This is a genomic window from Spirillospora sp. NPDC048824, from assembly GCF_043198455.1.
Lineage (GTDB): Bacteria > Actinomycetota > Actinomycetes > Streptosporangiales > Streptosporangiaceae > Spirillospora.
This window is the reverse complement of the sequence record NZ_JBICUS010000015.1, coordinates 54,608-77,274: the sequence shown is the minus strand read 5'-3', so window position 1 is coordinate 77,274 and position 22,667 is coordinate 54,608. Positions and strand designations below refer to the sequence as shown.

At 73.7% G+C, this 22,667-nt stretch carries 23 protein-coding genes and 1 riboswitch; of the genes, 13 read left to right on the top strand and 10 right to left on the bottom strand.

Annotated features, from left to right (window positions below; all coding sequences use genetic code 11):
• Positions 1-38 precede the first annotated feature (38 nt).
• Together ACGFIS_RS27180 and ACGFIS_RS27175 are read left to right on the top strand one after the other, a co-directional pair.
• Positions 39-272, top strand: coding sequence for a hypothetical protein (locus ACGFIS_RS27180; RefSeq protein ID WP_392904964.1), 234 nt, complete (start codon positions 39-41; stop codon positions 270-272).
• Between the two features lie 5 nt (positions 273-277).
• Positions 278-2,401: an MMPL family transporter gene (locus tag ACGFIS_RS27175; RefSeq protein ID WP_392973022.1), complete on the top strand. Its 2,124-nt coding sequence runs from the start codon at positions 278-280 to the stop codon at positions 2,399-2,401.
• A 9-nt stretch (positions 2,402-2,410) separates the two neighbouring features.
• Here ACGFIS_RS27175 and ACGFIS_RS27170 read toward each other — a convergent pair whose 3' ends face one another.
• On the bottom strand, positions 2,411-2,944 hold the full coding sequence (locus tag ACGFIS_RS27170; RefSeq protein WP_392904970.1) for a hypothetical protein: 534 nt from the start codon (positions 2,942-2,944) through the stop codon (positions 2,411-2,413).
• On the opposite strand from ACGFIS_RS27170, the gene ACGFIS_RS27165 reads away from it, so the two are divergent.
• Positions 2,931-3,347 (top strand): hypothetical protein, encoded by a 417-nt coding sequence (locus ACGFIS_RS27165; RefSeq protein ID WP_392904972.1) that lies wholly within the window; start codon positions 2,931-2,933, stop codon positions 3,345-3,347. The genes ACGFIS_RS27170 and ACGFIS_RS27165 overlap by 14 nt on opposite strands.
• Here ACGFIS_RS27165 and ACGFIS_RS27160 read toward each other — a convergent pair.
• Positions 3,344-4,135, bottom strand: a complete 792-nt coding sequence (locus tag ACGFIS_RS27160; protein ID WP_392904974.1) for an IclR family transcriptional regulator — start codon at positions 4,133-4,135, stop codon at positions 3,344-3,346. The two genes, ACGFIS_RS27165 and ACGFIS_RS27160, sit on opposite strands and share 4 nt — an antisense overlap.
• Positions 4,136-4,152: 17 nt before the next feature.
• The gene (locus tag ACGFIS_RS27155; RefSeq protein ID WP_392904976.1) at positions 4,153-5,622 is read right to left on the bottom strand and encodes a dihydroorotase family protein; all 1,470 of its coding nucleotides are present in this window, start codon (positions 5,620-5,622) and stop codon (positions 4,153-4,155) included.
• Positions 5,623-5,895: 273 nt separating this feature from the next.
• Between ACGFIS_RS27155 and ACGFIS_RS27150 the strand changes: the two genes are divergently transcribed.
• The 7 genes from ACGFIS_RS27150 (at position 5,896) to ACGFIS_RS27120 (ending at position 12,629) form a co-directional block, all read left to right on the top strand.
• Complete coding sequence (locus tag ACGFIS_RS27150) at positions 5,896-7,083, top strand: CaiB/BaiF CoA transferase family protein (RefSeq protein WP_392904978.1); 1,188 nt, start codon at positions 5,896-5,898, stop codon at positions 7,081-7,083.
• On the top strand, positions 7,080-7,940 hold the full coding sequence (locus ACGFIS_RS27145; RefSeq protein ID WP_392973020.1) for an HpcH/HpaI aldolase/citrate lyase family protein: 861 nt from the start codon (positions 7,080-7,082) through the stop codon (positions 7,938-7,940). The genes ACGFIS_RS27150 and ACGFIS_RS27145 overlap by 4 nt, the downstream gene beginning before the upstream one ends.
• Positions 7,937-8,755, top strand: coding sequence for a cyclase family protein (locus ACGFIS_RS27140; protein WP_392904982.1), 819 nt, complete (start codon positions 7,937-7,939; stop codon positions 8,753-8,755). The genes ACGFIS_RS27145 and ACGFIS_RS27140 overlap by 4 nt, the downstream gene beginning before the upstream one ends.
• Positions 8,752-10,161, top strand: coding sequence for an MmgE/PrpD family protein (locus tag ACGFIS_RS27135; RefSeq protein ID WP_392973018.1), 1,410 nt, complete (start codon positions 8,752-8,754; stop codon positions 10,159-10,161). The genes ACGFIS_RS27140 and ACGFIS_RS27135 overlap by 4 nt, the downstream gene beginning before the upstream one ends.
• Positions 10,162-10,261: 100 nt before the next feature.
• Positions 10,262-10,993 (top strand): aspartate/glutamate racemase family protein, encoded by a 732-nt coding sequence (locus ACGFIS_RS27130; protein ID WP_392904986.1) that lies wholly within the window; start codon positions 10,262-10,264, stop codon positions 10,991-10,993.
• 26 nt (positions 10,994-11,019) lie between these two features.
• The gene (locus ACGFIS_RS27125) at positions 11,020-11,868 is read left to right on the top strand and encodes a cytochrome P450 (protein ID WP_392904988.1); all 849 of its coding nucleotides are present in this window, start codon (positions 11,020-11,022) and stop codon (positions 11,866-11,868) included.
• Positions 11,865-12,629 carry an isocitrate lyase/phosphoenolpyruvate mutase family protein gene (locus ACGFIS_RS27120; protein WP_392904990.1) on the top strand — a complete coding sequence of 255 codons (765 nt, stop codon included), beginning with the start codon at positions 11,865-11,867 and terminating at the stop codon, positions 12,627-12,629. Before ACGFIS_RS27125 ends, ACGFIS_RS27120 begins: the two co-directional genes overlap by 4 nt.
• Positions 12,630-12,654: 25 nt before the next feature.
• On the opposite strand, the gene ACGFIS_RS27115 is transcribed toward ACGFIS_RS27120, so the two are convergent.
• Together ACGFIS_RS27115 and ACGFIS_RS27110 are read right to left on the bottom strand one after the other, a co-directional pair.
• Complete coding sequence (locus ACGFIS_RS27115) at positions 12,655-13,272, bottom strand: GNAT family N-acetyltransferase (protein ID WP_392904993.1); 618 nt, start codon at positions 13,270-13,272, stop codon at positions 12,655-12,657.
• Complete coding sequence (locus ACGFIS_RS27110; protein WP_392904995.1) at positions 13,265-13,951, bottom strand: carboxymuconolactone decarboxylase family protein; 687 nt, start codon at positions 13,949-13,951, stop codon at positions 13,265-13,267. Before ACGFIS_RS27110 ends, ACGFIS_RS27115 begins: the two co-directional genes overlap by 8 nt.
• A 164-nt stretch (positions 13,952-14,115) precedes the next feature.
• On the opposite strand from ACGFIS_RS27110, the gene ACGFIS_RS27105 reads away from it, so the two are divergent.
• Positions 14,116-15,243: a GNAT family N-acetyltransferase gene (locus ACGFIS_RS27105; protein WP_392904996.1), complete on the top strand. Its 1,128-nt coding sequence runs from the start codon at positions 14,116-14,118 to the stop codon at positions 15,241-15,243.
• Positions 15,227-16,081 (top strand): class I SAM-dependent methyltransferase, encoded by an 855-nt coding sequence (locus tag ACGFIS_RS27100; RefSeq protein ID WP_392973016.1) that lies wholly within the window; start codon positions 15,227-15,229, stop codon positions 16,079-16,081. The genes ACGFIS_RS27105 and ACGFIS_RS27100 overlap by 17 nt, the downstream gene beginning before the upstream one ends.
• Here ACGFIS_RS27100 and glyA read toward each other — a convergent pair.
• Positions 16,078-17,349 carry a serine hydroxymethyltransferase gene (gene glyA, locus ACGFIS_RS27095; protein WP_392905001.1) on the bottom strand — a complete coding sequence of 424 codons (1,272 nt, stop codon included), beginning with the start codon at positions 17,347-17,349 and terminating at the stop codon, positions 16,078-16,080. The genes ACGFIS_RS27100 and glyA overlap by 4 nt on opposite strands.
• A gap of 53 nt (positions 17,350-17,402) precedes the next feature.
• Positions 17,403-17,489, bottom strand: a riboswitch (ZMP/ZTP riboswitch).
• Between the two features lie 550 nt (positions 17,490-18,039).
• Between glyA and ACGFIS_RS27090 the strand changes: the two genes are divergently transcribed.
• Positions 18,040-19,641, top strand: coding sequence for a substrate-binding and VWA domain-containing protein (locus ACGFIS_RS27090; RefSeq protein WP_392973014.1), 1,602 nt, complete (start codon positions 18,040-18,042; stop codon positions 19,639-19,641).
• Between the two features lie 115 nt (positions 19,642-19,756).
• Here the strand turns inward: ACGFIS_RS27090 and ACGFIS_RS27085 are convergent, their stop codons facing one another.
• The 4 genes from ACGFIS_RS27085 to ACGFIS_RS27070 form a co-directional block, all read right to left on the bottom strand.
• Positions 19,757-20,131: an RNA polymerase-binding protein RbpA gene (locus ACGFIS_RS27085; RefSeq protein ID WP_358458073.1), complete on the bottom strand. Its 375-nt coding sequence runs from the start codon at positions 20,129-20,131 to the stop codon at positions 19,757-19,759.
• An 82-nt stretch (positions 20,132-20,213) separates the two neighbouring features.
• On the bottom strand, positions 20,214-20,456 hold the full coding sequence (gene secG / locus ACGFIS_RS27080; RefSeq protein ID WP_392905006.1) for a preprotein translocase subunit SecG: 243 nt from the start codon (positions 20,454-20,456) through the stop codon (positions 20,214-20,216).
• Positions 20,457-20,594: 138 nt separating this feature from the next.
• A complete protein-coding gene (tpiA, locus tag ACGFIS_RS27075; protein WP_392905008.1) occupies positions 20,595-21,404 on the bottom strand; it encodes a triose-phosphate isomerase in 810 nt (269 codons plus the stop codon).
• Between the two features lie 3 nt (positions 21,405-21,407).
• The gene (locus ACGFIS_RS27070) at positions 21,408-22,595 is read right to left on the bottom strand and encodes a phosphoglycerate kinase (protein ID WP_392973012.1); all 1,188 of its coding nucleotides are present in this window, start codon (positions 22,593-22,595) and stop codon (positions 21,408-21,410) included.
• Positions 22,596-22,667: the final 72 nt, after the last annotated feature.

Sequence of the window (22,667 nt, the reverse complement as noted above, 5' to 3'; positions counted from 1 at the left end):
GATGCCGCGCGGCATGCCGTGCCCGGAGGCTGGCCTGTATGAGCGCACCATCCAATAGGGCCACCGGCGCTTTCGTCGGCCTCCTCGCCGGCGGGGCCGCGGGGTTCTTCCTCACCGAGTCGGTCGCCGCCTTCTTCCATTTCGCTCTCGACCGCACGCTCGACGTGGACGGCACCGGCGCTCTGCTGGCCGTCTTCATCGGCGTCCCGATCCTGTGCGCCGTGCTCGGCGCCGCCATCGGCGTCCGCCTCGGCGGACGTCAGGGAGGTTGACCGCCATGTCCTCGACCACAGAGTCCCCGAACGCGGGGTCCCCGAACGCGCGGACGGGCACGTTCGGCCGCCTGGCCGCCTGGTCGCAGCGCCACCGATGGACCGCGCTCCTGCTGTGGGTGCTGGCCGTCGCGGCGATCACGGTCGGCTCGCAGGCCGCCGGCGCGACCTACCACAACGACTTCTCGCTGCCCGGCACCGATTCCCAGGCCGCCGCCGACCTGCTGGAGGAGCACGGCTCGCTCCAGGCGGGCGCCACCGTCCAGATCGTCTTCAAGGACGCCCGGGGATTGAGCGGCGACCGCACCGCCATCGACGGGATGCTGAACGAGGTGCGCGGGCTGCCGAGCGTCGCCGACGTCCAGCCTCCGGGCACCGGCTCGATCTCCGAGGACGGCACGATCGGGTACGCCGCCGTCACCCTCGGCGGCTCGGCCGAGGACGTGCCGTCCGCGCACGTCACCGAGATCATCGAGACCGCGAAGTCCGCCGGCGGGGACGGCCTCCAGGTCGAACTGGGCGGGGACGCCGTCCGGGGAGCGCAGGAGGAAGGCGGCGGAGGCGCCGAGGGCGCGGGGATGCTGGCCGCGCTGGTCATCCTGATCCTGCTGTTCGGCTCCATCGTGGCCGCCGCGGTCCCGCTGGTCACCGCCCTGTTCGCGGTCGGCGGCGCGGTCGGGCTCATCGCGCTGGCCTCGCACGTCTTCACCGTCGCCGACTTCACCCCGCCGATCATGATGCTGATCGGGCTGGGCGTCGGCGTGGACTACGCCCTGCTGATCTTCTACCGCTACCGGCACGAACTCCGCGGCGGCGCGGACCCGGCGGCGGCCGCCCGCACGGCGCTGGACGCGGCCGGCCGGACGGTCTTCTTCGCCGGCTGCACCGTCATCATCGCGCTGCTGGGGCTGATCGTCCTCGGCCTGGGCTCGCTCCAGGGCGTCGCGCTGGCCGTGGCGCTGACCGTGCTGGTGACCATGGCGGCGTCGCTGACGCTGCTGCCCGCGCTCCTCGCCGTGTTCGGCGGCCGCATCCAGCGGCAGGTCCGCAAGCGCGCGGGCCGCTCCCGGGACGACGGCTGGCGGCGGCTGGCCACGGCCGTGCAGCGCCGTCCCGTCCCCGCGCTGCTCGTCGCCGTCGCGGCCCTGCTCGCCCTGTCGGCGCCCGCCCTCGACATGCGGCTCGGCTTCGCGGACGCGGGCAACGACGCTCCGTCCACCACCACCCGGCAGGCGTACGACCTGCTGGCGGAGGGGTTCGGCCCCGGCTTCAACGGCCCGCTGGTCATCGTCGCCGAAGGCCCGGCCGCGCAGCTGCGGCCGACGCTGGAGCAGACCGAGGGGATCGCCGCGACGACCCCGCCGCTGCCGTCGAAGGACGGTGCGGTGTCCACCGTCATCGCGTTCCCGGACACCGCGCCGCAGGACGAGGCCACCGCCGGACTCGTCCACACGCTCCGCGACGACGTCCTCCCGGCCCTCTCCCAGAGGACCGGCACGGACTACCTGGTCGGCGGCCCCACGGCCGCCACGCAGGACTTCGCCGACTCGGTGTCGGAACGGATGCCGCTGTTCGTCGCCGTGGTCGTCGGACTGTCCGCCGTCCTGCTCATGGTGGTGTTCCGGTCGGTGCTGATCCCGGTCAAGGCCGCGCTGCTCAACCTGCTGTCCATCGCCGCCGCGCTGGGCGCCATCACCCTGGTGTTCCAGGACGGCCGGTTCGGCGCGCAGCCCGGCCCGATCGAGGCGTTCATCCCCGTGATGATCTTCGCGATCGTGTTCGGGCTCTCCATGGACTACGAGGTGTTCCTCGTCTCCCGCATCCACGAGGAGTGGGAACGCACCGGGGACCCCGCGCACGCCGTCCGCGAGGGCCTGGCCGCCACCGGCAAGGTCATCACCGCGGCCGCCGCCATCATGATCGTGGTGTTCGCGGCGTTCATCCTCAGTCCCGGCCGGATGCTGCAGCAGTTCGGCCTGGGCCTCGCGGTCGCCGTCCTCCTGGACGCCGTGGTGATCCGCTGCCTGATCGTCCCGGCGGTCATGCAGCTGCTCGGCAGATACGCCTGGTGGCTTCCCGGTCCCGTGGCGAAGCGCTTCCCGAGGGTCGCCCTGGAACGCCCGAGCTGAACGTGACGGTCAAGCCAGGGCGGTGCAGAGGGCGTCCAGCGCGGCAGGGTAGGCGGAGCCCTGCGGGGTGCTGTAGCCGGCGATGAGGCCCTGCGGGCGTCCGGCGGGGTTCTGCCAGTGGTCGCGGAGCGGCATGAGGGCGAGGCCGAGAGCTTCCGCGCGGTGCACGATCTCGTCCTCCCCCGGGCCGTCGTCCGGGAGGAGGACGAGGGCGTGCAGGCCGGCCGCGACTCCCCGCACGCGGACGTGCGGCACCCGCTCGCGGAGCGTCTCGACCAGGAGGTCCCGGCGGCGGCGGTAGCGGAGCCGCGACGCCCGGACGTGCCGGTCGTAGGCGTGGCCGCCGATCAGGTCGGCGAGGACGAACTGCCCCAGCCGTAGGCGGCGCTCACGGTCCCGCGGGAGAAGCCCAGTTCGAGGGCGAGCGCGCGGGTCGACGGCAGCGTGGCACCGGGAGGTTCTCCTTGACGAGCCCCCTGAAGACGGGCCGGTCAACAGGGTCCACATGGTGGCGGGCGGGATGTTCGTGATGTGCGACTCCACGGTCCCCGGCGAGGATCACGGGTTCCTCGACGACGCGACCATCGACTGGCTCGACCGGGCCCTCGCCGCGGAGCCCGGCACCCCCGCGTTCGTTTGCTTCCACCACCCGCCGGTGACGCTGGGCATCCCGTACGTGGACGCGATACGGCAGTTCGGCGAAGGACGGCTGGCCGAGGTCGTCGAACGGCACCCGCACGTCGTCGCCGTCCTGTGCGGGCACGCGCACACGGCGGCGGCCACGACCTTCGCGGGGCGGCCGCTGCTCGTCGCACCCGGGGTCGTCTCCACGCTCAACCTGCCGGGGCAAGGGGGCGACATCGCCGACTACGGCGCTCCCCCGGGGCTGGCGTTCCACGTCCTGGACGACGAGGGCCGCCTGATGACGCATTTCCGCACCGTCTAGCGGCGGGTCGTCCAGGTGCGGGTGATCTCCTCGGCGGCGTCGCGGACGAGGGTCCGGTAGCGGTCGACGGCCTCGGGGGTGAAGCGGTGGCGGGGTCCGCAGACGCTGATGGAGCCGTGGACCTCGCCGTCCGGGCCGAACAGGGGCGCGGCGACCGAGCCGGCGTCGGCCTGCCGTTCGCCGAACGAGACGGCGACGCCGTCGCGGGCCGTCTCGGTGAGGCGGGCGCGGAGGGCGGCGGCGTCGCCGGGCGTCCGGTCGGTGAGGGCGGCGAGCGGGCGGGACAGGAGGGCTTCGCGGCGGTCCTCGGGGAGGAACGCGAGGATCACGCGGCCGGACGAGCCCGCGTGCAGGGGGAACCGGCGGCCGACCTCGACCGTCATCTTGACCTCGCGGGGGCTCTCGAACTGGTCGAGGTAGACCCGCTCGTCCCCGACGAGGCCGGACAGCGTGGTCGTCTCGGCCGTCGCGTCCCGCAGCCCGCGCAGGACGGGCGCGGCGGCGTCGCGGACGTTGAACCCGCGCAGCGCGCTGACACCGAGCGCGACGGCGGCGGGGCCGAGCCGGTAGCCCGCCGCGCCGGCCTCCAGCACCTCGCGGGACACCAGCGACTGCAGGATCCGGTACACGACGGCCTTGGAGATGCCGAGTTCGCGGCTGATGGCGCTGACGCCGAGGTGCTCGGGCCCGCCGGCGAACAGCAGCAGCACGTCCGCGACCCGCCCGGCGACCTCGGTCCCCCCGGGGGCGGCCGCTCCCGGCGGTGCGGTGGCGGTCTGGTCGGTCACGGGCACGATCCTAGGGTTCAGCGGCCGCGGCGCAGGTAGCGGCCGACCGGGTCGCCGGCGATCTCTCCGCCGGCGCAGACGCGGTGGCCGCGGACGAAGGTGTCGGTCACCCTGGCCGTCATGGCGAAGCCCTCGAACGGCGTGTACTCCTGCGTGGATTCGGAGTCGGCGGCGCGGACCGTCCAGGAGACGTCGGGGTCGACCAGGGCGATGTCGGCGTCGTAGCCCTCGGCGATGGCGCCCTTGTTGAGGAGCCCGTAGCGCCGGGCCGGGTTCCAGGACGTCAACCGCGCGACGCGCTGGAGCGGCAGGCCGCGTTTGAGGCCCTCGCCGACGAGTCCGGGCAGCAGGTATTCGGCGCCGCCGAAGCCGGACTTGGCGAGGAAGACGTCGTCGCGGTCGGCGCCGAACTTCATCTCGTCGCGGCAGCAGGCATGGTCGCTGACGACCCAGTCGACGTCCCCGGCGAGGACGTGCCGCCAGAGCGCCTCGACGTCGGCGCGGTCGCGCAGCGGCGGGTTGACCTTGCCGCCGAGGCCGTGGGCGGTGTCGACGTCGGCGAGGAGGTGCCCGATGGTGACCTCGCGGCGGAAGTCGATGTGGGGGAACGCGCCCGCCATGGTGAGCGCGGCCGACAGCGCCTTCTCCGACGACAGGTGCAGCAGGTTGATGTTGGGCAGGCCGGTCTCGTGCGCGAGGTAGGACGCGATGGTGACGGCGAGGCCCTCCGAGTGCGGCGGGCGGGACGCGCTGTAGGCGCGCAGGCCGGTGAGCGACGGGTCCTGCTCGGCCATCCTGGTGTAGGCGGTCATGATCTCGGCGGTCTCGCAGTGCAGCGACAGCGAGATGTACGGCGCGTGGTCGGAGAGGCGCTCACGGGTCCGCTGGACGCCGCGCATGACGAACTCGAAGTGCGCGAGGTCGTAGCGTTCGCCGGGCGGCGTCATGAGGAAGTCGCTCTGGCTGGACGAGCGTCCGTGCAGGCCGTGGCTCCCGTAGAACATGAAGACCTTGAACGAGGTGACGCCGTGCTCCTCGACCAGGTACGGGATCTCGTCGATGTGCCCGGCCGCCATCGGCGCGAGGTGGAACGCGTAGTCGACGTAGGCGTTGCCCTGCGCGGCGCTCAGGACCTCGGGGAAGAACTCGCGGTAGGGGCCGCCCTTGTTCAGGTAGTACTGGCCGGTCCGCATGTAGGTCAGGGACGTGGTGACGCCGCCCTGCGCGCAGGCACGGCTCTCGGTGCGGGTGTCGGCGGCGAGGTCGTTGTAGATGCCCCAGTGCTGGTGGGCGTCGACGACGCCGGGGAACGCGAGCCGTCCGCCGCCGTCGATCACGGTGGCGGCGTCGTCCTCGGGGAGGCCGGGGGCGACGCGGGTGATGGTGCCGCCGGCGACGGCGATGTCGAGGGACTGCGGCCCGGTGCCGTCGGGTGCGTCGGGACGGACCACCCGCACGTTCTTCAGCAGCAGCTCGGTCGTCGCCATCGTGTCTCCTTCTCGGGTGGTCAGGCACGGTACCGGGTGGTCGGGCGCCCACCTGCCACAGCTCCCCGATGCATGTTCCGCTGGCAGGAACAACGGATCACCGTTGCGTCAGGGTGGCATTCCGACCGGTGACCGGTCAATATCGAGGCCGGACTTGACGCAACATGGCCACAGGCACCGATCCGATAGCGCTGGGGCGCTTCCGCAGATCGGATTCCATGACCCATACTGTTTCTCTAAGCGGAACGACGATGCGGAAGGCGGTACCGCCCCATGACCGACGCCCTGTCCGGAGTCCGCGTCCTCGACGCGGCCACCCTGTTCGCCGGGCCGCTCGCCGCGACGCTGCTCGCCGACTTCGGGGCCGAGGTCATCAAGATCGAGCATCCGAAGGGCGACCCGGTGCGCGGCCACGGCGCGCAGCGCGACGGCGCCGGGCTCTGGTGGAAGATGCTCGGACGCGGCAAGAAGGCCGTCACCCTGTACCTCGGCTCCCCCGAGGGGCAGGAGCTGTTCCGCCGGCTCGCCGCCGACGCCGACGTGGTGATCGAGAACTTCCGTCCGGGCACGCTGGAGCGCTGGGGGCTCGGACCGGACGAGCTGCAGAAGGCCAACCCGGGGCTGGTCGTGGCGCGCGTCACCGGGTTCGGGCAGACCGGCCCCTACGCCGGGCGTCCCGGCTTCGGGACGCTCGCCGAGGCGATGAGCGGGTTCGCCGCGATCACCGGCGAGCCCGACGGCCCGCCGACCCTGCCGCCGTTCGGGCTCGCCGACGGGATCGCCGCGCTGACCACCGCGTTCGCGATCATGACGGCGCTGCGGGCACGGGAGGCCACCGGCGAGGGCCAGGTGATCGACCTCGCCATCATCGAGCCGATCCTCACCGTGCTCGGACCGCAGATCATCACCTACGACCAGCTCGGCGAGCTGCAGGCCCGCACCGGCAACCGGTCGCACAACAACGCGCCCCGCAACACCTACCGGACCCGCGACGGCGGCTGGGTCGCGGTCTCCACCAGCGCCCAGTCGATCGCCGAGCGGGTGATGCGGCTGGTCGGGCGGCCCGAGCTGATCGACGAGCCGTGGTTCGCGACCGGCGCCGACCGCGCCCGGCACGCCGACGTGCTGGACGAGGCCGTCGGCTCCTGGATCGCCGCACGCGACCGCGACGACGTCGTCGCGGCGTTCGAGGACGCGCAGGCCGCCGTCGCTCCGATCTACGACGCCGCCGACGTCATGGCCGACCCGCAGTTCGAGGCGCTCGGCACCATCGCGACCGTCCCGGACGGCGAACTCGGCCCGGTGAAGATGCAGAACGTCCTGTTCCGGCTGTCGCGGACGCCGGGGCGGATCGAGTCGGCCGGGCCGCCGCTCGGCGCGCACACCGCCGAGATCCTCGCCCGGTACGGGGTAGGCGAGGAAAAGCTGGACGAACTGCGCGCCAAAGGGGTGATCGGGTGACGCCGCGAGACCCGCTCCCCCGGACCTGGCTCTACGTCCCCGGAGACCGTCCGGACCGCATCGGCAAGGCCCTCGCATCGGACGCGGACACGGTGGTCCTCGACCTGGAGGACGCCGTCGCCCCGGCCCGCAAGCCGGCCGCCCGGCGGGCCGTCCTGGACGCCCTGGCCGCGGGGCACGCCGCGCACGTCCGGATCAACGCGCCCGCCACCCCCGACGGCGCCGCCGACCTCGCCGGCCTCGCCGCCGCGCCGGGCGCCCTCGCCGGTGTCCGCGTCCCCAAGAGCGAGGACCCCGGCGAGCTGTGCCGCGTCGCCGGAACGCTCGGCGTCCCGGTGTTCCCGGTGCTGGAGTCGGCGCTCGGCGTGGAGAACGCCCTGGCCCTCGCCACCGCGCACCCGCTCGTCGCCGGGATCTCCCTCGGCGAGGCCGACCTGGCCGCCGACCTGCGCGTCGGCGGCGGAGAGGCGCTGGCGTGGCCGCGGTCCCGGGTGGTCGTCGCCGCCCGCGCCGCCGGGCTGCCGTCGCCGCCGCAGAGCGTGTGGACGGCCGTCCGCGACCTGGACGGGCTGCGCGCCGACACCCTCGCGGGGCGGCGGGCCGGGTTCTTCGGCCGGTCGGTGATCCATCCCGCGCAGATCCCCGTCGTCCACGAGGCGTGCGCCCCGGACCCGGGGGACGTCGCGTGGGCCCGCGACCTGATGAGCCAGGTGACCGAACGCGGCGGCGCGGCGGGGAACGGCGCCGCGTGGATCGACTCCGCCGGCCGGTTCGTGGACAAGGCGGTCGTCGAGCGCGCCACCTGGCTGCTCGCCGCCGCCGACGCCGTCCGGCCCGTCAAGGAAGGCCACACATGAACGCCCACGACCCGCTGCTCGCGGCCGTCGCCGGCGGGGTCCGGCTGATCGAGCTGGGGCAGCCGTTCTTCACCGGCATGCCCTGCTCCCCCAACCACCCCGGGTTCCGGATGACGCTGATCCGGCGGCACGGCGACATGGAGCGCCCCGACGGCGGCTCCGCCGCCAACGAGATCATCGTGACCGGCGGGCACGTCGGCACGCACATCGACGCGCTCTCCCACGTCAGCCACGACGGCGAACTCCACGGCGGGGTCTCCGCCGCCGACGCGCAGCGCGGAGGGGCCTTCACCGCGCACGGCGCCGAGAACCTGCCCGGCCTGCTGTGCCGCGGCGTCCTGCTGGACGTGGCGGCGGTCCACGGCGTGGGGACGCTGCCGCCCGGCCACGGCGTTACCGCCGGAGACCTCGACCTCGCGGCGAAGCGCGCGGGCACCGAACCCGGCCGGGGCGATGTCGCGCTGATCCGCACCGGCTGGTCCCGCAACTTCGGCGACACCGCCGCCTACCTCGGCAAGGAGACCGGCGTCCCCGGCGCCACCCCGGACGCGGCGCGCTGGCTCGCCGACCGGGGAATCGCCGCGACCGGCGCCGACACGACCGCCTACGAGCAGATCCCGGCGGGCGCGGGACACGCCGTGCTGCCCGTCCACCGGATCCTGCTGGTCGAGTCGGGCATCTACATCCTGGAGCACCTCGACCTGGAGGCGCTCGCCGGCGCGGGCCTGCACGAGTTCGTGTTCGTGCTGGCCCCGCTGCGGATCAAGGGCGGCACCGGCTCCCCCGTCCGTCCCCTCGCGGCGGTGTCGGCGTGACCGGCGACGGCGCGACCCCCGTCCGGCGTCTCGCCGCGCTGGCGTCCGGCACCGTGCGGCGCGGGCTGCCCGCCGACCTGCGCGCCGACGCCGCCCGCCGGGTCCTGGACGTCCTGGGCAACAGCCTGGCCGCCACGGCGGAGCCGCCGGCGCGCGCCGTGGGAGACCTCGTCACCGAATGGGGCGGCGCGGGCCGCGCCACCGCGATCGGCACCGGCGTCCGGCTCCCCGAGCCGAGCGCCGCCCTGCTGAACGGCACCCTCGCGCACTCCCTCGACTTCGACGACACGCACCTGCCGTCCGTCCTGCACCCGTCGGCCTCGGTGGTGCCCGCCGCCCTCGCGGTGGCCGAGGCCCGCGGCGCCGGCGGCGCCCCGCTCCTGGACGCGGTCGGGGTCGGCATCGAGATCACCGTCCGGCTCGGCATGGCGGGCTACGACCGCGCCCTCGGCAACTCGGTGTTCTTCGAACGCGGGCAGCACGCCACCGCCATCTGCGGTGCGGTCGGCGCCGCCGCGTCCGCCGCCATGCTGTCCGGCCTGGACGCCGCCGGCATCGCGGACGCGATGGGCATCGCCGCCAGCATGGGCTCGGGCATCCTGGAGGCGAACCGCACCGGCGGCACCGTCAAGCGGATCCACTGCGGCTGGGCCGCGCACGCCGCCGTCACCGCCGCCGGCCTCGCCCGGACCGGCATCACCGGCCCGCCCACCGTCCTCGAAGGCCGCTTCGGCCTCCTCCAGGCGTTCTGCGGCGACCGGGTCGACCTGGACGCCCTCACCGCCGGGCTGGGCGAGCACTGGGAACTGCCCGGCGTCTTCTTCAAGCCGTACCCGTGCAACCACTTCACCCACGCCGGGATCGACGCCGCCCTACGGTTGCGCGCCCGCGGGCTGGACCCCGCCGACATCGAGTCGATCGAACTGGGCGCGCCGACGCCCGTCCTGCGCACGATCGGCGAACCCCGCGAGGACAAGATCCGTCCCAGGTCGGGGTACCACGCGGCGTTCTCCGGACCCTACACGGTCGCCGCGGCGCTCCTCGGGGGCGGCGGCCTCGGCGTGTTCCACGAGGACTTCACCGACGCGGCCGCCGCCGACGCCGGCCGGCTGGCCCTGGCGGCGAAGGTGCGCTGCGTCCCGGACGCCCGCTGCGACGAGATCTTCCCGCACCAGTTCCCGGCCGTCCTGCGCGTCCTCACCCGCGGCGGCACGCTGCTGGAGGAACGGGTGGACGCCAACCGGGGCGGGCCGGGCAACCCGCTGTCGTCCGGCGAACTGGCGGCGAAGTTCTGCCTGAACGCCGTCCGCCGCGTTCCCGAAACCCAGGCCGACCGGATCGCCGACCTCACCCGCGACCTGGCCGCGATGAAGGACCTGGCCCCCCTGACGTCCCTGCTCGCCTAGACGTGCTCCAGCGGGGTGTCCGGCGGGGATGACCGCGGGGCGTGGCAGGCTGGTCGAGCGCTCAGAACGGGCTGCGCGCACTATCGAACAGGAGCGGAACGTGGAGCATCTCGGCATCCTGGCCCACAGCGCGGAAGGCGCGGCACTGTGCTTCCGGACCTTCTGCCAGGAGGGTTTCCGGGAGCTGGGCCCCGACGACCATCCCGACGTGACGCTCGACCTCATCGCGCTGGCGCGGAGCATGCCCGCCTGGGACGCCGGAGACCACGACTCGATCCGGGCGACGCTGGCCGAGAGCGTCCGGCGGCTCGCGGCGGCGGGCGCCGGCTTCTTCGTCTGCCCGGACAACACCGCGCACCTGGCCCTCGAACGGCCCGGCGACGACCTGGCGGTGCCCGGCCTGCACATCGCGCAGGTCGTCGCCGACCAGGCGGCCCGCGACGGCAGGACGCGCGTCGGCGTCCTCGGCACCCGCTACACCATGGACGGCCACGTCTACCCCCGCGAACTGGAGGCGCGCGGCATCGCCGCCGAGGTTCCGGACGCCGGCGACCGGGAGACCGTCAACGGCATCATCTTCGAGGAACTGGTCAACGGGGTCTTCACCGACGACTCGCGCCGGCGGTACGTCCGGATCATCGAGCGGCTTGCCGAACGCGGCTGCGACGCCGTCGCGCTCGTGTGCACCGAGATCCCGCTGCTGGTGACGCCCGCCGACTCGCCGCTGCCGACGCTCGACTCGACACGGCTGCTCGCCCGCGCCGCCTTCGACGTGGCGGTGGGCCGCCGCCCCCTCCCCGCATGGCGCGGCGGACACTTCGACCGGCGGTGAAACGAACCGTCCCTAGATTCGGGGACGTGGAGAACACAGACCTGGTCGTCACCGGCCACGCCGACGTCATCGTCGTGTTGAGCGACGCCCGCTTCACCGTCCCGCCCGCCGTGGGCGACGCCCGGCCGCACTCGCTGGCGTGGCTCCGCCAGACGGTGTGCCGGTTCAGCGAGGGCGCCGACCATGAACGGCGCCGCTCCATCGTCGTGGACGAACTGGACGCCATCGACCCTGATCGCCTGCGGCTCCGCGCCCGCGACCGCGTCCTGGCCGGCGACGACCCCGAGCTGGTACCGGTCCTCGTGCTCGGCGAGGCGCTCGGCGTCACCGACCTCGGCACCCTGGGGCACGCCGTTCCCCTCGCGGCGTCCGGGTACCTCACCGGCGAGGGGCGCGACGGTGCGGACGCGGCCGTCGCGACACTCGTCCGGCTCCTCGGCCCCGGGCCGGACGAGCGGATCGCGGGCCGCATTGCCGTCCTCGTGCAGGCGTGCGAGGCGACCGCCGCGCTCGTCCGCGCGGCACTGCCGTACGCCCGGCGCCCGGAGTCGCGCGGCCGGCCCGCCAGCCGGGTCGTCGCCGAGACGCTGCGGTTCGACCCGCCCGTCCCGGTCATGCGCCGCGTCGCCGCCGAAGGCGCACGGCTGAACGGCCGCGCGATCCCCCGGGGCACCGCCGTGACGCTGGATGTGCGGGCCGCCAACCGCGACCCCGGCGTGTTCGAGAGGCCCGGCCGTTTCGATGCCGACCGGCGGGAACCTCCCCATCTGACGTTCGGCGCGGGCCGGCGGCCGTGCCCCGGCCGCGGCCACGCGCTCCGACTGGCCGCCGGCGTGGTCGAGGCGGTCCCGCACGCGACGGAGGGCGGCCGGTGAGCTTCCGCGAACTGCACCACGGTGACCGTCCGCTGGTCCTGCCGAACGCGTGGGACTTCGCGAGCGGCGCGGCCCTGGTCGAGGCCGGGTTCCCCGCGATCGGGACGACCAGCCTCGGCGTCGCCGCGGCGGCCGGGAAGACCGACGCGGCGGGCGACACCCGGGAGGAGACCCTCGCGCTCGCCCGCGTCCTGTCCCGCCTGCCCGTGCCGGTGACGGTCGACATCGAGGGCGGCTTCTCCACCCGGGCCGCGGACGTCGCCGGGCTCGTCACCGAGCTGGCCTCGTCCGGGATCGCCGGGATCAACCTGGAGGACGGGCGGTCCGACGGCACCCTCACGCCGCTCGACCACCAGGCCACCGTCATCGCCGCGGTGAAACGGGCCGCGCCGCACGTGTTCCTGAACGCCCGCACCGACACGTTCTGGCTGGGCGACCCGGACCGCGACGAGACCCTGCGGCGGGCCCGCGCCTTCGCGGAGGCGGGCGCGGACGGGATCTTCGTCCCGGGAATCGTCGACGACGCCGACATCAAGGCCGTTCTCGACGTCACCGACATCCCGCTGAACGTCCTGTTCATGCCGGGCAAGACCGAGTACTCGCGGATGGCCCGCCTCGGCGTGCACCGCCTGAGCACCGGCTCGCTGCTGTTCCGGAAGGCGCTCCAGGCGACCGTCACCGCGGCCCTCGGCGTCACGGGCGAGGACGGCGGGCCGCCCGCACCCTCGTACGGGGACGTCCAGCGACTCGTCCAGCCCTGATGCCGGCGGCGCAGGGCGGGCGCCCTCAGGGGACGGCGTCGACGATGCGGCGGGATCCGATCCAGCGGGAGCGCTCCGCCGCATAGTAGGCCGCGCCGTCGGGGCCGCCCGGACCGTCCGGCCGGCGGCGCATCCCGAGCTGCAGGGCGATGTCCGCCGACGCCGGGTTCGCCGTGTCGATCTCGGCGGTGACCCGGTGCACGCCGACCACCCCGAACGCGTAGTCGAGCACCGCGCGGGACGCCTCGGCCGCCAGGCCCTGGCCCCACCGGTCCGGCTCCAGGCTGTAGAGGATCTCCACGTCCAGGCCATGCCCGAGCGGCCCGTCGTGGTGGCTGAGCCCCGCCACACCGATCAGCGGCTCACCCGCCGCGGCCCCGTCGATCCCGGCAGTGTCGATCCCGGCCGTGTCGATCCCGGTGGGCCAGCGGGCCGGGCGCATCACCCACAGGCCGTAGCCCTCGGTGGCGAAGTCCCGTTCGCTGGCGTCGATGATCTCCGCCACCTGGACGGCGGAGATCATCCGGTCGTCGAACAGGTGGCGGCGGACGATCGGGCCCGTCCAGTGCGTCAGCAACGCGCCGTGGTCGCTCATCGCCACCGGGTGCAGGACGAGCCGGACCGTGCGCAGGACCTCAGACATCCCCGTCCTCCGCGGCGGCGTCCCCCTCGGCGGGCCACCCGGGCGGGGTCTCCCCGTCGGGGACGCCCACCCGGAACACGCGCAGCTGAAGCGCCAGCGCCTTGTAGTACCCGACGAGGGTGACCAGCTCCACGACGGCGGTGCGCCCCAGCGTGGCCACCGCCTCGGTGAACACGGCGTCGCCTAGGTCGTTCTCGGCGGCGAGCTGCCGCGTCGCCTCGTAGACGACGCGTTCGCGGACGTCGGCGAGCATGGGGGCGCGGCCCTCGCGCAGCGCGTCCATCTCGTCGTCGCCGAGCCCGGCCCGGCGCCCGATCCGCTCGTGCGCGTACCACTCGTAGTCGGACCGGACGTGCGCGGCCACGACCAGCGTCGCGATCTCCCGCTCGCGCTTGGTGAACGCGGTGCGGAAGCGCAGGGCGACCCCGAGGTCCTGCAGCGGCAGGCCCACGGACGGGCTGTAGAGCATCGCGTTGAACGGGCCGTGGAGGCGGCCCGAGTCGTCGGCCATGCCGAACGGCGGCGTGCGGCCGGTGGCGCGCGGGCCGCCGGTCAGCGCCTCGTAGACGGTTCGCTGCTCGTCGCTGAGCGAGCCGGGGAGCAGCAGGGGGAGCCGGGTCGTGGACGGACCGCGCGGAGGTCGGTCGTTGACAGGCTCACCGGTCACGGGGTCGATCACTCACCGCACGGTAGGCGGTCCGCCCTGGCCGCTCAAGTCCCCGTCCGGTATGTGAAACCCCTGGCACACCGTGACGTAGCGGTCGCGTAACACCGGTCGGCGAACCTGGTCGCCGACCGCACCGGAGACGAACGGGCACCCGGCCCCGTGAAGGGAACGTTCCAATGCCGCTGTTGCGCATCCGCACCGCGATCGAGGACAGGCCCGGACGCCTCGCCCTGCTCACCGCCGCACTCGGCCGGCGAGGCGCGAACATCCTCGGCCTGTCCGTCCAGATGGACACCGAAGGCGTTGTGGACGAGTTCATCGTGGACGTCCCGCACGGCGGCGCCGACGCGCGCGACCTCGCCGAGACGCTGGGCGCGGCCGGCGGGATCCGCACCGCCGTGCTGCCCGCCCGCCCCCACGAACTGGTCGACGAACCGACCCGCGTCCTCGTCCTGGCGTCCCGGCTGCGCACCGAGCCGCACGCCGTGCCCGCGGTCCTCGGTGAACTGCTCCGCGCCAACGAATCGTCATGGACCACCCCCGGACGGGACGAAACCAGCCAGAGGAAGACCAGGCGGGGAGAAACCGGCCGGGGCGAAACAAGGCGGGACGAAACAGACGCGTGCGTCCTCACCGTCCCGGTGGGACGGGGGCGCGCCGTCCGGCTCCGCAGGTTCGGCCTGCCGTTCACCGCGACCGAGGCGGCCCGGGCGGACGCGCTGGTCCGCGCCGCGCTGCCCGCCGGACCGCGGCGTCCCGCGTCCCACCGCGTCGTGCTGCGCGACGGCACGCGCGTCGTCGTCCGGCCGATCCGGCGGCGCGACGCGGACGCCGTCCGCGCCCTGCACGAGCGCTCCTCCCTCGACAGCCGCCGGATGCGGTACTTCAGCCCGAAGCCGTTCCCGCCGCAGCGTGCGATCGAGCGGTTCTGCGACCCCGCGTACGGCCTCACGCTGGTCGCCGAGGGGCCGGACGGGTCGCTGCTCGCCCTCGCGCACCTCATCCACGTCCTCGACCCGGGCGCCGCCGAAGTCGCGTTCCTGGTCGAGGACGGCTGGCAGGGCCGGGGCCTCGGCCGCGCCCTCGCGGGCCTGCTCATCGCCCTGGGCCGGGACCGCGGCGTGGTGGAACTGCGGGCGACGGCGCTGAGCGAGAACGCGCGGATGAGGCGCCTGCTGACCTCGCTCGGCGGCCGGACCCGGCGCACCGCCGACCCCGCCGTCGTGGAGATCCGGCTGCGGCTGGACGGCCGCCCGGCCGGCCCCGGCACGCTGGCAGGATGGCCGGGTGACCGGCATCTATGACGATCCCTGGGCGTACGAGCTGGCGTGCTCGTTCCGCGACGTGTCCGCCGAGGTGGACGTGCTGCTCGCCTGGTACGCCGAACACCGGGGGCCCGGCCGGGACACGGCGCCCGCGACGGTGCTGGAGCTGGCCGCCGGGCCCGCCGAGCACGCCCGCGAGTTCGCCCGCCGCGGCCCGGCCGCGACCGCCCTCGACCTGAACCCGCGGATGTGCGCCTACGCCGCCGGCGAGGCCACCCGCGCGGACGTGAAGGTGGAGGTCGTCCAGGACGACATGACCCGGTTCGATCTGGGCCGCCGGTTCGACCTCATCGCGACCATGCTCGACTCCACGTCCCACCTGATGACCCTGGACGCGTTCGTCGCGCACCTGCGCTGCGTCGCCGCGCACCTGTCCCCCGGCGGCCTGTACATCGTGGAGATGTCACATCCCCGGGACCGGCTGGGCGACGAACCGACCGTCAGCACCGGCTGGACGGTCGAACGCGGCGGCGTCCACGCCAGCGTGCGCTGGGGCGAGCCGGGCGACCGGCTCGACCCGGTGACGCAGATCGCCGACGACCACGTCACGATGACGATCACCGGCGACGACGAAGCAATCGCGGACGGACGCCCCCGATCCCCCGGCAACGGCGGCGTCACTGCGGGGGGTGTGCGCGTCCTGCGCGACGTCGTCCCCTACCGCTTCTGGACCGCCACCGAACTCGACGCCGCGATCCGCCTGGCCGGCGGCCTGGAGGTGGTGGCGCAGTACGGCGACTTCGGGACCGGAGCGGACACCGTGGCCCTCACCGGCCCCGAAGCCTGGCGCATGATCACGATCCTGCGCGGCGCCTAGGGCGCGGACGTCCAGCCGGGCATCGGGTAGGACGCGAGAAGCTCGCGGACCTGGCCGGCGACCCGCAGGGCGACCGTCTCGTCGTCCTTGGCGGCGGCCTGCACGACCTCGTCGATCCAGGCCGCGACCTGCGGCATCTGCGCCTCCCGCAGCCCGCGGGTGGTGATCGCGGCGGTGCCGATCCGCAGCCCGGACGGGTCGAACGGCTTGCGCGGGTCGAACGGGACCGCGTTGTAGTTCAGCTCGATCCCGGCGCGGTCGAGGGCCTGCGCGGCGGGCTTGCCCGCGACGCCCTTGCTCGTCAGGTCGATCAGGATCAGGTGGTTGTCGGTGCCGCCGGAGATCAGGTCGTAGCCGCGTTCCAGCAGCGCCGCGGCGAGGGCCTTGGCGTTCGCGACGATCTGCCGCGCGTAGCCGGGGAAGTCCCGCTGCGCGGCCTCCCGCAGCGCGACGGCGATCGCGGCGGTGGTGTGGTTGTGCGGGCCGCCCTGCAGGCCGGGGAACACGGCCTTGTCGATCGCCTTCGCGTGCTCGGCCGTCGACATGATCATCGCGCCGCGCGGCCCGCGCAGCGTCTTGTGCGTGGTCGTGGTGATCACGTCGGCGTGGCCGACCGGGGACGGGTGCGCGCCGCCGGCGATCAGGCCCGCGATGTGCGCGATGTCGGCGGCCAGCACCGCGCCGGCCTCACGGGCGATCTCGGCGAACGCCGGGAAGTCGATCGTCCGCGGGATCGCGGTGCCGCCGCACCAGATGAGCTTCGGCCGCTCCTTGAGCGCCAGGTCGCGGACCTGGTCCATGTCGACGCGCCCGGTGTCGGCGCGCACGTCGTACCGGACCGGGGCGAACCATTTGCCGGTGGCCGATACCGACCAGCCGTGCGTGAGGTGGCCGCCCATCGGCAGCGACAGGCCCATCACGGGGTCGCCGGGCTCCAGGAACGCCATGTAGACGGCGAGGTTCGCGGGCGACCCCGAGTACGGCTGGACGTTGGCGTGCTCGACGCCGAACAGCTCCTTCGCCCGGCCGATGGCCAGCAGCTCGATCGGGTCGACGTTCTGCTGCCCCTCGTAGTACCGCTTGCCCGCGTAGCCCTCGGAGTACTTGTTGGTCAGGACGCTGCCGGTGGCCTCCAGGACGGCCGGCGACACGTAGTTCTCCGAGGCGATCAGCCGGATCTTCTCGTACTGGCGGCGGGCCTCGGCCTCCACCAGCCCGGCGATCTCGGGGTCCTGGGCCTGCAGACGGGTTACGGCCGGTTCGTGCATCGTGAGCCTCCGCGCTGTTCGCGCCGGGACTTCGGGCGCCCCGGCGAAGGGGACCCGTACACCCAGGCGCGCGGTGTGCGGACTACTTTCGCTCCCCGGTGGTCGTCTCCACCTTGACTGCGCCAGTCGCGTGGGCGCCATCATACCGAGCGGCGGCCCGCCCGCGCGGTGGCCGCGCCGGAACGAGACGACGAACAACCCGCCCAGCAGGAGCAGCGACCCGGCCGCGACCGGCGCCGACATCCGCTCTCCGAGGACGACGATGGCCAGGCCCGTCGACACGGGCGCCAGCCCGACCACTGCAACGAACACCACCGTGCCAGCGGCACCAGCCACTACCTCAACCCGCAACGACCCAGACCATCGCGATCGTGTCCGAAGGCAGGTTTCGAGCGTGCGAGAAACCTGATCGCGCAGCGAGCCGCAAGGCGAGCCGAAGCGATGCAGCGATCGCACCGCAGTTCCCGCCGAAGGGAGGGCCCCCAGGGCCCGACCGCCAAGGGAAATGCAAAACAAGCAGGCGATTTCGCCGATGCGGTCGGGGCCGGGATGCCCCGACAATTGGCGGCTCACAGTTTCTGGCGCGGGTGTCCGCCGGGCGGGGAGTCGAGGTCGACCTTGAGTGGATCACATAGCGGGAAGGGTCCGCGCACGCGGGGGCGGGCGAGGCGGGTCGCCGCGGTCACGGGGGTGGCGCTGGCGGCGGTGCTCGGCAGTTCGGTGTACGCGTTGTCGGAGGTCCGGGGGTGTTCCGGCCCCGTGCTCAGGCTGGACGTCGCGGTCGCACCGGAGATCGCCGGTGCGGTGTCGGCGGTGGGCGCGGACTTCAACCGGCGGGAGCACAGCGCCGGTGGGAAGTGCGTGCGGGTCGCCGTGCGGGCCTCGGGACCTGCCGGGGTGCAGGCGCTGCTGGCGGGGCGGATTCCGCGTGACGCGGGCGTCCGGCTGCCGGACGTGTGGGTCCCGGACTCGTCGCTCTGGCTGCGGATGCTCGAGCGGCCGCCCGTCGTCGTGGGCGGCGCTCTCGCGCGTTCGCCGCTGGTGGCGGCGCTCCCCCGGAAGGAGGCGGGCCGGGTGAACGGGTCGTGGGGGGATCTGCTGAGCGCGTCGGTGCCGGGGTCGGAGGGCTCCCGGTCCTTCCGGCTGACGCCGGCGGACCCGGCCCGCACGGGTGCGGGGATGATGTCGCTGCTGATCGTCCACGATCTTTACCGGAAGTCGGAGGGGTCCTTCGCGGCGTTCGCGCGTTCGGTGCGGGAGAGCACCGCGCCGGATGTGCGGGGGCAGTTCGCCGCGTTCGAGAGAGGCGGTGACGGGCGGGTCCCGATTCTGCTGACGCCCGAGCAGGCGGTGTGGGCTCACAATCACGGTGCGCCGCCGGTCCCGGCGGAGGCCGTCTATCCCCGTGACGGCACCCTGTCCCTGGACTTCCCGCTCGCCTTGGTCGACGACGGGCCGGCGGTTCGGCTGTTCGCGCGGGCGCTGCGCACCGACCGGGCCCGGGAGGTCTTCCGCGCGCACGGGTTCCGGGACCCGGACGGCGAGCCGCCGGCGGCGTTCGCCGCGGCCGACGGGGTGAAGGCGTGGCAGCCGCCGGGCCTGCCGGCTCCGGGCGCGGCGGAGGTCCGGCGCGTCGCGCAGGCGTGGGCGCGGCTGGCGCTGAGCTCGCGGATGCTGTCGGTGATCGACCTGTCCGGGTCGATGGCCCTGCCCGTCCCCGGTACCCGCCTCACCAGGCTTCAGGCGATCGCCCAGGCGTCGCAGCGGGGACTGGCGCTGCAACCGGACGACACCGAACTCGGCCAGTGGGTGTTCTCCACGCGGATGGACGGCGACCGGGACTGGCGGGAGACCGTGCCGATGGGGCCGCTCGGCCGGCGGATCGGCTCGACGACCCGCCGCCAGCGGATCCTCAGCACCCTCTCGTCGCTGCGCCCGAAGCCGGACGGCGACACCGGCCTCTACGACACGCTGCTGGCCGCGGTCCGGTACATGCGCGAGACCCACCGGCCCGAAATGATCAACACGGTGCTGGTGTTCACCGACGGCCGCAACGAGGACCCGGACGGGCCGTCGCTCGCCGCGACGCTGACGGCGCTGCGCAAGGGGCGCGACCCGGCCCGCCCCGTCCAGATCATCGTGATCGGGTTCGGCCCGGACGTCGACACCGCCGAACTCGGCAAGATCGCCGAGGCGACCGGCGGCAGCGTCTACACCGCACAGCGACCGCAGGACATCCTGCGGATCTTCGGCCAGGCCACGGCGCGCCGCCTCTGCGCCCCCGACTGCTGATCCCGCTCACGCCGGCGGTCGGCCCGTTCACGGGCCCCCGCACGTGCACGGGCTCCCGTGACCGCACGTGCGGTCACGGGAGCCCGGTCCTTCACGGTTCAGGGAGGCAGGGGCGTCAGGGGCGCCCCGCGGACTCCAGGGCCCGCTTGACGGCGGCGCGCTTCTCGCGGAGCTTGGCGAGCGCCTCCTCGAGGATGGCCTCGCCGTCCTCGTCGCTGCGCCGCTCCTTCACGTACGCCAGGTGCGTCTTGTACGGCTCGGTCTTCGGCGGGGCCGGAGGGTTCTCCGAGTCCTGGCCGGCCGGGAACCCGCAGCGCGGGCAGTCCCATGTCTCCGGGACCGCGACGTCGGTCGCGAAACTGGGACGGGTCTCGTGCCGGTTGGCGCAGTAGAACGTCACCCAGACGCGGGGGGCGGCGTCGCCGCGCTCCGCCTCTCCCATCGGACCGGCCCCGACGCGGCTGCCCCGAATCGCGTTACCACTACCCACGGAGTTACTCCTCGCTCGGTGTTTCCGCCGCCGCCCGTGCCCTCCAGGACGGCGCGGCGCTCGCATATGCCTGACGGGTCGTTCAGCCGGCGCCGTTGCTCTTGAACAGCAGCCCGAGGACGACGATGGAGGCGAACCAGATCACGCCGACGCCGACGGTCAGCCGGTCGAGGTTGCGCTCCACCACCGACGACCCGCCCAGGGACGTCGAGATGCCGCCGCCGAACATGTCGGACAGTCCGCCGCCCTTGCCCTTGTGCATCAGGACGAGGACCACCATCAGCAGGCTCGACAGGACGAGCACGATGGACGATGCGATGATCACGTTTCTTCAGCGCCTTGTCTTCGTAGTTCCGGACGGTGGATCGGGCCGGGCGGTTTACCCGTCAGGTACGAAGGGTACGACGAACCACCCGCTGGTTCGGCAAGAACCCCCAGTTCACACAGAATTGATCAGTTTTGATCAGACGGGGAGATCCCGGTACCGGCAGATTTTGACGAACTCTCCCGGGTCCAGGCTGGCACCACCGACCAAGGCGCCGTCCACGTCGTCCTGCTTCATGAGCTTGGCGACATTGCCGCCCTTGACCGAACCGCCATACAGGATACGCACCTGGTCGGCCAGTCCACCGTCGTAAAGCTCGGCGAGCCGCGTCCTGATGGCCGCGCAGACCTCCTGCGCGTCCTGCGGGGTGGCGACCTCGCCGGTGCCGATCGCCCAGACGGGCTCGTAGGCGATGACGGTGCGCCGCACCTGGTCGGCGGGGATCTTCTCCAGCCCGCCGTCCACCTGCGCCAGGACGTGCGCCACGTGCTCGCCGGCCTTGCGGACCTCCAGGCCCTCGCCGACGCACAGGATCGGGGTGAGGTCGGCGGCGAGCGCGGCCTTGGCCTTGGCGTTGACGACCGCGTCGTCCTCGGCGTGGTACTGGCGGCGCTCGGAGTGCCCGACGACGGCGTAGGCGCAGCCCAGCTTGGCCAGCATCGCGGCGGAGATCTCGCCGGTGTAGGCGCCGGAGGCGTGCTGGGAGACGTCCTGCGCGCCGTACTGGATCCCGAGCTTGTCGGCGTCGACCAGCGTCTGCACCGACCTGATCGCCGTGAACGGCGGGATCACGGCGATGTCGACGGCGTCGTGGTCGGCCTCCTTGAGCGCGAACGCCATCTTCTGGACGAGCGAGATCGCCTCGAGGTGGTTGTTGTTCATCTTCCAGTTGCCCGCCATGAGCGGCTTGCGGCCGCTCTGCGCGCCGGAAGGGGTCGTGGGCGCCATCGGTCAGTCCTCCAGGGCCTGCAGGCCGGGCAGCGTCTTGCCTTCGAGATATTCGAGGCTGGCGCCGCCGCCGGTCGAGATGTGGGAGAAGGCGGCCTCGTCGAAGCCGAGTCGCCGCACGGCCGCGGCGGAGTCGCCGCCGCCGACGACGGTGAACGCGCCGGAGTCGATGAGGCCCTGGGCGACGGCGCGTGTGCCGTGCGAGTAGGGCTCCATCTCGAACACGCCCATCGGGCCGTTCCAGAACACGGTGCGGGCGTCGGCGAGACGCGAGGCGAACAGCTTGCCGGACTCGGGGCCGATGTCCAGGCCGAGCCGGTCGGACGGAATCGCGTCGGCGGCGACCACGTCGTGGGCGGCGTCGGCGGCGAACGCGGTGGCGGCGACGATGTCGACCGGGAGCACGAACTCCACCCCGGTGTCCTCGGCCCGCCGCAGGTATTCGCGGACGGTGCCGAGCTGGTCCTCTTCCAGGAGGCTCTTTCCGACCTCGTGCCCCTGGGCCTTGAGGAAGGTGAACACCATGCCGCCGCCGATCAGGATGCGGTCGGCCTTGCCGAGCAGGTTGTCGATCACGCCGAGCTTGTCGGACACCTTGGAGCCGCCGAGCGCGACGGCGTAGGGGCGTTCGACGTCTTCGGTGAGCCGCTTCAGGACCTCGACCTCGGCGGCGATCAGACCGCCGGCGGCGTGCGGGAGCCGCTCCGGCACGTCGTACACCGACGCGTGCCTGCGGTGCACGGCACCGAACCCGTCCCCGACGTAGATCTCGGCGAGGGCGGCGAGCCGGTCGGCGAACGCGCCGCGCTCGGCATCGTCCTTGCTGGTCTCGCCCGGCTCGAAGCGCAGGTTCTCCAGCAGCGCGACGCCGCCGTCCGCGAGGCCGTCCACGGCGGCGCGGGCGGAGTCGCCGACGACGTCTCCGGCGGCGGTCACCTCCGCGCCGAGCAGCTCACCGAGCCGTGCCGCGACCGGAGCCAGGGAGAACTCGGGCTTGACTTCGCCCTTGGGGCGGCCGAGGTGGGCGCAGACGATGACCTTGGCACCGCGGATCCGCAGCGCCTCGATCGTCGGCAGGCTCGCCCGGATCCGCCCGTCGTCGGTGATGGCGCCGTCCTGCAGCGGGACGTTCAGGTCCGCGCGGACGAGCACGCGCCTGCCGGCGACGTCGAGATCGTCAATGGTGCGCATCGGGATGCGGTGTCCTTCCGTACACGGCCGCGCCGTGGCCGCACGCCCCGGTCGAGGCACGGTGCGCGGCCA

Excerpts from the sequence above, each read along its gene's own strand:
- ACGFIS_RS27105 (WP_392904996.1), top strand. The coding sequence starts at position 14,116 with ATGCCGCTGTTGCGCATCCGCACCGCGATCGAGGACAGGCCCGGACGC.
- ACGFIS_RS27140 (WP_392904982.1), top strand. The coding sequence starts at position 7,937 with ATGAACGCCCACGACCCGCTGCTCGCGGCCGTCGCCGGCGGGGTCCGG.
- ACGFIS_RS27175 (WP_392973022.1), top strand. The coding sequence starts at position 278 with ATGTCCTCGACCACAGAGTCCCCGAACGCGGGGTCCCCGAACGCGCGG.
- ACGFIS_RS27115 (WP_392904993.1), bottom strand. The coding sequence starts at position 13,272 with ATGTCTGAGGTCCTGCGCACGGTCCGGCTCGTCCTGCACCCGGTGGCG.
- ACGFIS_RS27155 (WP_392904976.1), bottom strand. The coding sequence starts at position 5,622 with ATGGCGACGACCGAGCTGCTGCTGAAGAACGTGCGGGTGGTCCGTCCC.
- glyA (WP_392905001.1), bottom strand. The coding sequence starts at position 17,349 with ATGCACGAACCGGCCGTAACCCGTCTGCAGGCCCAGGACCCCGAGATC.
- ACGFIS_RS27180 (WP_392904964.1), top strand. The coding sequence starts at position 39 with ATGAGCGCACCATCCAATAGGGCCACCGGCGCTTTCGTCGGCCTCCTC.
- tpiA (WP_392905008.1), bottom strand. The coding sequence starts at position 21,404 with ATGGCGCCCACGACCCCTTCCGGCGCGCAGAGCGGCCGCAAGCCGCTC.
- ACGFIS_RS27165 (WP_392904972.1), top strand. The coding sequence starts at position 2,931 with ATGTGCGACTCCACGGTCCCCGGCGAGGATCACGGGTTCCTCGACGAC.
- ACGFIS_RS27150 (WP_392904978.1), top strand. The coding sequence starts at position 5,896 with ATGACCGACGCCCTGTCCGGAGTCCGCGTCCTCGACGCGGCCACCCTG.
- ACGFIS_RS27070 (WP_392973012.1), bottom strand. The coding sequence starts at position 22,595 with ATGCGCACCATTGACGATCTCGACGTCGCCGGCAGGCGCGTGCTCGTC.